The sequence below is a fragment of the Phenylobacterium aquaticum genome (genome assembly GCF_947378715.1).
Lineage (GTDB): Bacteria > Pseudomonadota > Alphaproteobacteria > Caulobacterales > Caulobacteraceae > Phenylobacterium > Phenylobacterium aquaticum_A.
Genome location: NZ_CANCLE010000190.1, coordinates 1 through 6732, shown reverse-complemented (window position 1 = coordinate 6732; position 6732 = coordinate 1). Strand labels below are relative to the sequence as shown.

The 6732-nt window shown below is 69.1% G+C and carries 6 protein-coding genes; 1 reads left to right on the top strand and 5 read right to left on the bottom strand.

The genetic code is table 11. From position 1 onward, the window contains the following. Positions 1 to 1104 (bottom strand): peptide ABC transporter substrate-binding protein (locus Q7P21_RS18270; protein ID WP_304178578.1); only part of this gene is annotated, 1104 nt, incomplete at its 3' end. A gap of 228 nt (positions 1105 to 1332) precedes the next feature. Here Q7P21_RS18270 and egtB point away from each other — a divergent pair. Further along, positions 1333 to 3567, top strand: a complete 2235-nt coding sequence (gene egtB / locus Q7P21_RS18265) for an ergothioneine biosynthesis protein EgtB (protein ID WP_304178570.1) — start codon at positions 1333 to 1335, stop codon at positions 3565 to 3567. A gap of 51 nt (positions 3568 to 3618) precedes the next feature. Here the strand turns inward: egtB and Q7P21_RS18260 are convergent, their stop codons facing one another. The 4 genes from Q7P21_RS18260 to Q7P21_RS18245 form a co-directional block, all read right to left on the bottom strand. Then, a complete protein-coding gene (locus Q7P21_RS18260; protein WP_304172025.1) occupies positions 3619 to 3834 on the bottom strand; it encodes a general stress protein in 216 nt (71 codons plus the stop codon). A 164-nt stretch (positions 3835 to 3998) separates the two neighbouring features. Next, positions 3999 to 5348 carry a cell wall metabolism sensor histidine kinase WalK gene (locus tag Q7P21_RS18255; protein ID WP_304172023.1) on the bottom strand — a complete coding sequence of 450 codons (1350 nt, stop codon included), beginning with the start codon at positions 5346 to 5348 and terminating at the stop codon, positions 3999 to 4001. Continuing rightward, a complete protein-coding gene (locus tag Q7P21_RS18250; RefSeq protein ID WP_304172022.1) occupies positions 5345 to 6082 on the bottom strand; it encodes a response regulator in 738 nt (245 codons plus the stop codon). The genes Q7P21_RS18255 and Q7P21_RS18250 overlap by 4 nt, the downstream gene beginning before the upstream one ends. Positions 6083 to 6142: 60 nt before the next feature. Continuing rightward, a partial coding sequence (locus Q7P21_RS18245; RefSeq protein ID WP_304178561.1) for an MBL fold metallo-hydrolase occupies positions 6143 to 6732 on the bottom strand: 590 nt, incomplete at its 5' end.

Genomic DNA, 6732 nt, shown 5'->3' with positions numbered 1-6732 from the left:
CAGCCTGCGGGCGTCGGCCTGGCGCTGCGCCAGGGTCTTCTTGGCCCAGAACACCTGGGCGCCGGTCGGATAGTTGGCGACGCCTGGCGGCACGAAGGCATAGGCGGGCTTTTGCCCTGCGCGCAGGAGCTTGGTGGTCAGGAAGTCGCGGTCGATCGCTTCCGACAGCGCCCTGCGGACCCGGATGTCGCGGAAGGCGGCGACATCGTGAGTGTTGAACGACAGGTAGGCCGTCGCCAGGATGGTCCCCGTGCGCACCGTGTCCGGCATGGTCTGACGCATGCGGCCGATGCGGTTCGACTGGAACATGGTGTTGACGTCCAGCTCGCCCCGCAGCACCCGGCGCTCGGCCATCACCGCGTCGGGGGTCGGATAGTAGTTGATCCGGTCGATGCAGACCTTGTCGGCGTCGAAGTAGCGGGGGTTCTTCTGCACCCGGATGTAGTCGCCCAGCCGCCATTCCACGAGGGAGTAGGGGCCATCGCCGACGAAGTGGGCCGGCTGGATCCAGGCGTCGCCCCATTTCTCCACCGCATGCTTGGGCACCGGGAAGAAGCTCTGGTGCTTGGCGATCTCCGGCAGATAGGGGGCCGGATGCTCCAGGGTCAGTTGCAGGGTGTGGGCGTCGAGGGCGCGGACGCCCAGCGCATCGGGGCTGGCCTTGCCCTCGTTCAGGGCCTGACCGTTCTTCAGGATGTACAGCAGATAGGCGTAGATCGAGGCGGTCTGGGGATCGAGGATGCGGCGATAGGCATAGACGAAGTCGTCGGCCGTCACCGGGACCCCGTCGGACCAGACCGCGTCGCGCAGATGGAACGTCCAGACCAGGCCGTCGGCGCTGGTCTCCCATCCGGTGGCGAGCGCCGGGACCGGGCTGCCGTCCGGGGCGTCGGTGGTCAGGCCGACGATCAGGTCGGAGATGATCGTCGCCTCATCGACCAGATTGGCCTTCTGGGGGTCCAGGCTCGCGGCTTCGGCGTTGTTGCCGTACTCCACGCAGACCTGCCCCTTGGGGCAGGGAGAGCGGGTGACCTTGGCCTGGCAACCCGCCAGGGCGAGGGTGGCGACCAGGGCGGCGATCAGGCGAAAGCGGAACGAATCCAAATCGGGCTCCCAGGCGCGAGTACAGGTTGGAAGACCTCGCATTCCTGGCGGCCCTAGGCCAGAGGCGACCGCAATGCGAGGCCAACCAAGACAAGCGCCGCCTTGGCCTTGCGCATTGCTCGAAACATCCCAATTGTTTCGGGAACGGGAGCCGAGGTCCGGCGTTTCCTGGCCGCGTCTGGGCGGGCCATGGCTAGATCCCGGGACAATTTCGACAGGGGATGGACGATGGCGCCTTTGGACGACGCGGGCCCGCTGCCCGCCCCCTTGCGCGGCCTTCCGGCCCGCGCCCTGGCCGCCCGCTACGCCGAGGTGCGCCTGGCCTCCGAGGCCCTGGTCGCCCACCTGTCGCCGGAGGACCTCGCGGCCCAGTCGATGCCGGACGCCAGCCCCTCCAAATGGCACCTGGCCCACACCACCTGGTTCTTCGAGACCTTCCTGCTCGGTCCGCAGTTGGCGGACTACGCAGTGTTCGACCCCCGCTACGGCTATCTGTTCAATTCCTATTATGAGGCGCTGGGGGCCCGGCAACCCCGGCCTCAGCGCGGCCTGCTGACCCGGCCGGGCCTCGACGAGGTTCTGGCCTATCGCGCCCATGTGGACGCCGGCATGGCGCGTCTGCTGGCCGGCGACTGTGACGAGATCACTGCGTTGGTGGAACTGGGCCTGGCCCATGAGGAGCAGCATCAGGAGCTGATCCTGATGGACCTCCTGCACCTGTTCGCCCAGTCGCCGCTGAAGCCCGCCTATCAGCGTCCGGCGCCGCACCCGGTGACGGACGAGCCCGGGCCGCTGGACTGGATCGGCTTCACCGGGGGGCTGGTGGAAATCGGCCAAGCGGGCGACGGCTTCGGCTTCGACAATGAGGGACCACGCCACAAGGTCTGGCTTGAACCCTTCAGCCTGGCCGATCGGCTGGTGACCAATGGCGAGTGGCTGGCCTTCATGGACGACGGCGGCTATCGCCGGCCCGACCTATGGCTGTCCGAGGGCTGGGCGCGGGTTCAGGCTGAGGGCTGGGCGAGCCCGCTCTATTGGGAAGAGGCCGAGGACGGCTGGCGGGCCATGACCCTGCAGGGGCAGGTTCCCATCGCCCCCGAATGTCCCGTCGCCCATATCAGCTATTTCGAGGCCGACGCCTTCGCTACGTGGGCTGGCGCGCGCCTGCCGACCGAGGCGGAGTGGGAGCTGGCGGCTCAGGCCCTGCCGGTTCGCGGCCACTTCGCCGACCGCCGCCGCTTCACCGCCCATCCCGCCGACCCGGCAGGCTCAGGCCTGCGCCAGATGTTCGGCGACCTCTGGGAATGGACCCGCAGCGCCTATGGCCCCTATCCGGGCTTCCGCCCCGCCGAGGGCGCGGTCGGGGAATACAACGGCAAGTTCATGAGCGGACAGATGGTGTTGCGCGGCGGATGCTGCGCCACGCCGCCGGGCCACACCCGGGCCAGCTATCGCAACTTCTTCCATCCGGAGCAGCGCTGGATGTTCTCGGGCCTGCGCCTGGCCCGCGACGCCGACCCCAAGGTCGCGATGGTTCCGCGCGCGGCGAGCGCCTTCGCGACCGATGTGCTGGCGGGGCTGTCGCGCCCGCACAAGCAGCTGTCGGCCAAGTATTTCTACGACGCCGATGGCTCGCGGCTGTTCGAGGACATCTGCGACCTGCCGGAATATTACCCCACGCGCACGGAGACGGCCCTGCTGCGCGCCAAGGCGGGCGAGATGGCGCGGGCCATCCCCGGCGGCGCGGCCCTGGTCGAGTTCGGCAGCGGCGCCAGCACCAAGACGCGTATCCTGCTGGACGCCGCTCCGCAGCTTTCGGTCTATGCGCCCATCGACATCAGCCCCGACGCCCTGGCCGGCGCAGTCGAGGCCCTGCGCCGTGACTATCCGGACCTGGAGATCGCGCCGCTGGTCGATGACTTCACCACCGCCCTCGACCTGCCCTCGGCGGCGCGGAACCGGCCGGTGGTCGGCTTCTTCCCAGGTTCGACGATCGGCAATTTCCGGCCCGACGAGGCGACGGCCTTCCTGACCTCGGCGCGCAAGCTGTTGGGGGAGGGCGCGGCCTTCCTGGTCGGCATCGACCTGATCAAGGCGCCTGAGATCCTGATCGCGGCCTATGACGACGCCCAGGGCGTCACGGCGGCCTTCAATATGAACCTGCTGACGCGGATGAACCGCGAGCTCGACGCCACCTTCGACCTGGCCGCCTTCCGCCATCTGGCGGTGTGGAACCCTGACGAGGGGCGGATCGAGATGCATCTGGAAAGCCAGGCGGAGCAGACGGTGCGGGTGGCGGGCCGGACCTTCCGCTTTGCGGCCGGCGAGCGGCTGCACACGGAGAACTGCCACAAGTTCACCCTGGCCGGCTTCGAGGCCCTGGCGCGGCCGGCCGGATGGCGGATCGAGACCGTCTGGCAATGGCCTGACCCGGCCTTCGCCATGGTGCTGTTGCACGCCTGAACGCCCCCCGGGACAGCCCGGGAGGCGCTGCAGGTCTGGAATGGCGAGGGTTCAACTCTCGCGCGTCGTCGGGGTTCTGCCGCCGCCACGGGAGGATTCTCCGCCCTTGCGCCCGGCCGTGGCGGCCAGATCGCGGTCCTTGGCGAAACTGCGTTTCTCGCCCGGCACGCTCGCGCCGCCCTTGCGGGCGATCTCGCGGCGTCGTTCGGGATTCATAGCCGCGAACCCGCGACGGGACTTCGGCTTGGCGTTGGGATCGAGGTCCATCGGCTGCTCCTGATGTGGGCCGCCCCGGGGGGATGAAGCGACGCCGTGTGGTCAGTTACGGTCTTGGAAACCCTTGAGACGCGAGAGGGTTGCGCAAATTCGTCACGACCGGAGTTCTTCGCGGCGAACGGGCGGCTGGAAGCTCCGACGCCTCGCAACCAGACCTAGAGCGGCAGCTGGACGCGCGCGGTCATGCCGCCGCCCGGGCGGTTCTCCAGGGTGACATCCCCGCCATGGCTGCGGACCACGGAGCGGACCACGGCGAGCCCCAGGCCGATGCCGCCGGTCTGGCGGCTGCGCGACGGCTCACGGCGGTAGAAGGGCTCGAACACCCGCTCTGCGTCCTCAGGCGGGATGCCGGGGCCGTCGTCCTCGATCTCGACCATGGCGACGGCGCCGTCCTTGTAGACCCTGGCCCGGGCCCGATCGCCGAACTTCACGGCGTTCTCGACCAGATTGGCGAACAGGCGGCGCAGGGCGATGGGATCGCCCTCCAGGATCACCTTCTCGCCGCGCTCGACCTCGGTGTCAGCGCCGGTTTCGGCCATTTCGTCACAGATGCTTTCCAGCAGCGAGGACAGCTCCAGGCGGGTGCGGTCGCCGGGCCGGCTGGCGTCGCGCACGAACGTCAGGGCCGCAGAGATCATCTCCTCCATCTGGTCGATGTCGGCGGCCATCTTGATCCGCAGATCGTCCGGCGCGTTCTCGATCCGGAACCGCAGCCGGGTGAGGGGCGTGCGCAGGTCGTGGGCGATGGCGCCCACCATGGCGGTGCGGTCCTCCACATAGAGACGCAACCGCTCCTGCATCTCGTTGAAGGCGTCAGCGGCGACATTGATCTCCGCGGTGCCCTTGAGCGACAGGGACAGCGGCGCGCCGCGCGGGTCGCGACCCAGGCGTTCGGCGGCGTCGGCGAACTGCTTCAGGGGTAGGGAGATGCGCCGGGCGTAGATATAGGCGGCCGGCGCCATGGCCAGGGTCGAGAGCACGAACCACAGCACCATGCGCTGCTGCCACGGTTCCAGGCCGAACCCTTCCGGCCGCACGATCTTCCATTGGCCGTCCGGCTGGCGGACGCCCAGGGCGAAGGGGGCGACCAGGAAGTGTTCGTCGCGGGAACCGCCCTCCCGGGCCATCCGGTCGCGCAGGATGCGGAACACGCGGCGGTCTGAGAAGGGGCTGTGATCGCCGCCGATCACCACGGCGTCGACCGGCACGCCGAGGTCATCGGCCAGGCGCGCGCGGATCACGGCGGTCATCCGCCCCTCGACGACCGCCGAAGGCGGCTTGGCGGAAACCCGCATCACCAGGGGCCGGCGATCATTGGAGACGGGCGCCGCCCCGCGCAGGGCCTGTTCCACCTCGCCCAACCTGTAGAAGTCGGGGATGGGCGGGGGCAGGACGAAGATCAGCACCACGCTGATCAGCTGGGCGGCCAGCAGGCTGGCTCCCACCAGGATCAGCAGCCGTCCGAACAGCGAGGCCGTGGGGCGCCCCTGCCAGAGGCGGATCACGTCCGCCGCACCTTGGCGCTGAACATATAGCCTTCATTGCGGACCGTGCGGATCAGGTCCTGGCCGGCCGCACCGTCGTCCAGTTTGCGGCGCAGGCGGGAGATCTGCACGTCGATGGCCCGATCGAAGGCGTCAGAGTCCGGACCGCGGGCGAAGTCCAGCAGCTGGTCGCGGGTCAGCACCCGCTGCGGTCGTTCGACGAAGGCGCGAAGCAGGGAGAATTCGCCGGACGACAGATTGACCACCACGCTGTCGGGGGAGCGCAGTTCGCGGCGCATGAGGTCGAGACGCCAGCCGGCGAACTCGCAGCCGGCGCCGCCAGAGCTCCCGGTCCCGCGCAATTCCGCCCGGCGCAGCACGGCGCGGACCCGCGCCAACAGCTCACGGGGATTGCAGGGCTTGGGCAGATAGTCGTCGGCGCCGAGCTCCAGGCCGACGATGCGGTCGGTGTCCTCGCCCATGGCCGAGAGCATGATGATCGGCGGGCCGTCATTGCCCGACAGCCGGCGGCAGATGGCCAGGCCGTCCTCGCCCGGCAGCATGACGTCCAGCACCACCAGGTCGATCGGGCCGCGCGCCATGGCGGCGTCCATCTCGCGGGCGTCGCCAGCGGTCTCGACGGCGTATCCATGCTTGCCCAGGAAGTCGGAGACCACATCGCGGATTCCCGGGTCGTCATCGACCATCAGGATGCGAGCGGCGGGCGGATCGGTGGCGGTGTCCATCCTGGGCATCTTATACCTCCGCGTAACAGCCAGATTTCACGACTGAAAGCTAAGCGCCCCCGGTCGGCCTCAGGCGTCGCTGAGCGCCTCGTCGGACACGAAGGGATTGGTCTTCCGCTCCGCCCCGAAGGTCGACATCGGGCCGTGGCCGGGGACGAAGGCGACATTGTCGCCGAGCGGCCAGAGCTTGCCGGTGATCGAGGCGATCAGGTCGGCATAGCTGCCGCGCGGAAAATCGGTGCGGCCGATCGAGCCCTGGAACAGCACGTCGCCAACCTGGGCGAAATGGGCCTCGCGGTGGAAGAACACCACGTGGCCGGGGGTGTGGCCAGGGCAGTGGATGACCTCGAACTCGGTTTCGCCCAGCGTCACCACATCTCCGTCCTCGAGCCAGCGGTCGGGGGTGAAGACCTTGGCGTCCGGCATGCCATAGCGGGCGCCGGAGGTCTCGATTTCGTCGATCCAGAAGGCGTCGTCGCGGTGCGGCCCCTCGATGGGGACGCCGGTCATGGCCTTGAGCGCCGCCGTGCCGCCGGCGTGGTCGAGGTGGCCGTGGGTGATCCAGATCTTCTCCAGGGTCAGCCCATGGTCCTTCAGGGCGCCCATCAGGCGCGGCGTCTCTCCGCCCGGGTCGATGATCGCCGCCTTCATGGTCTTGG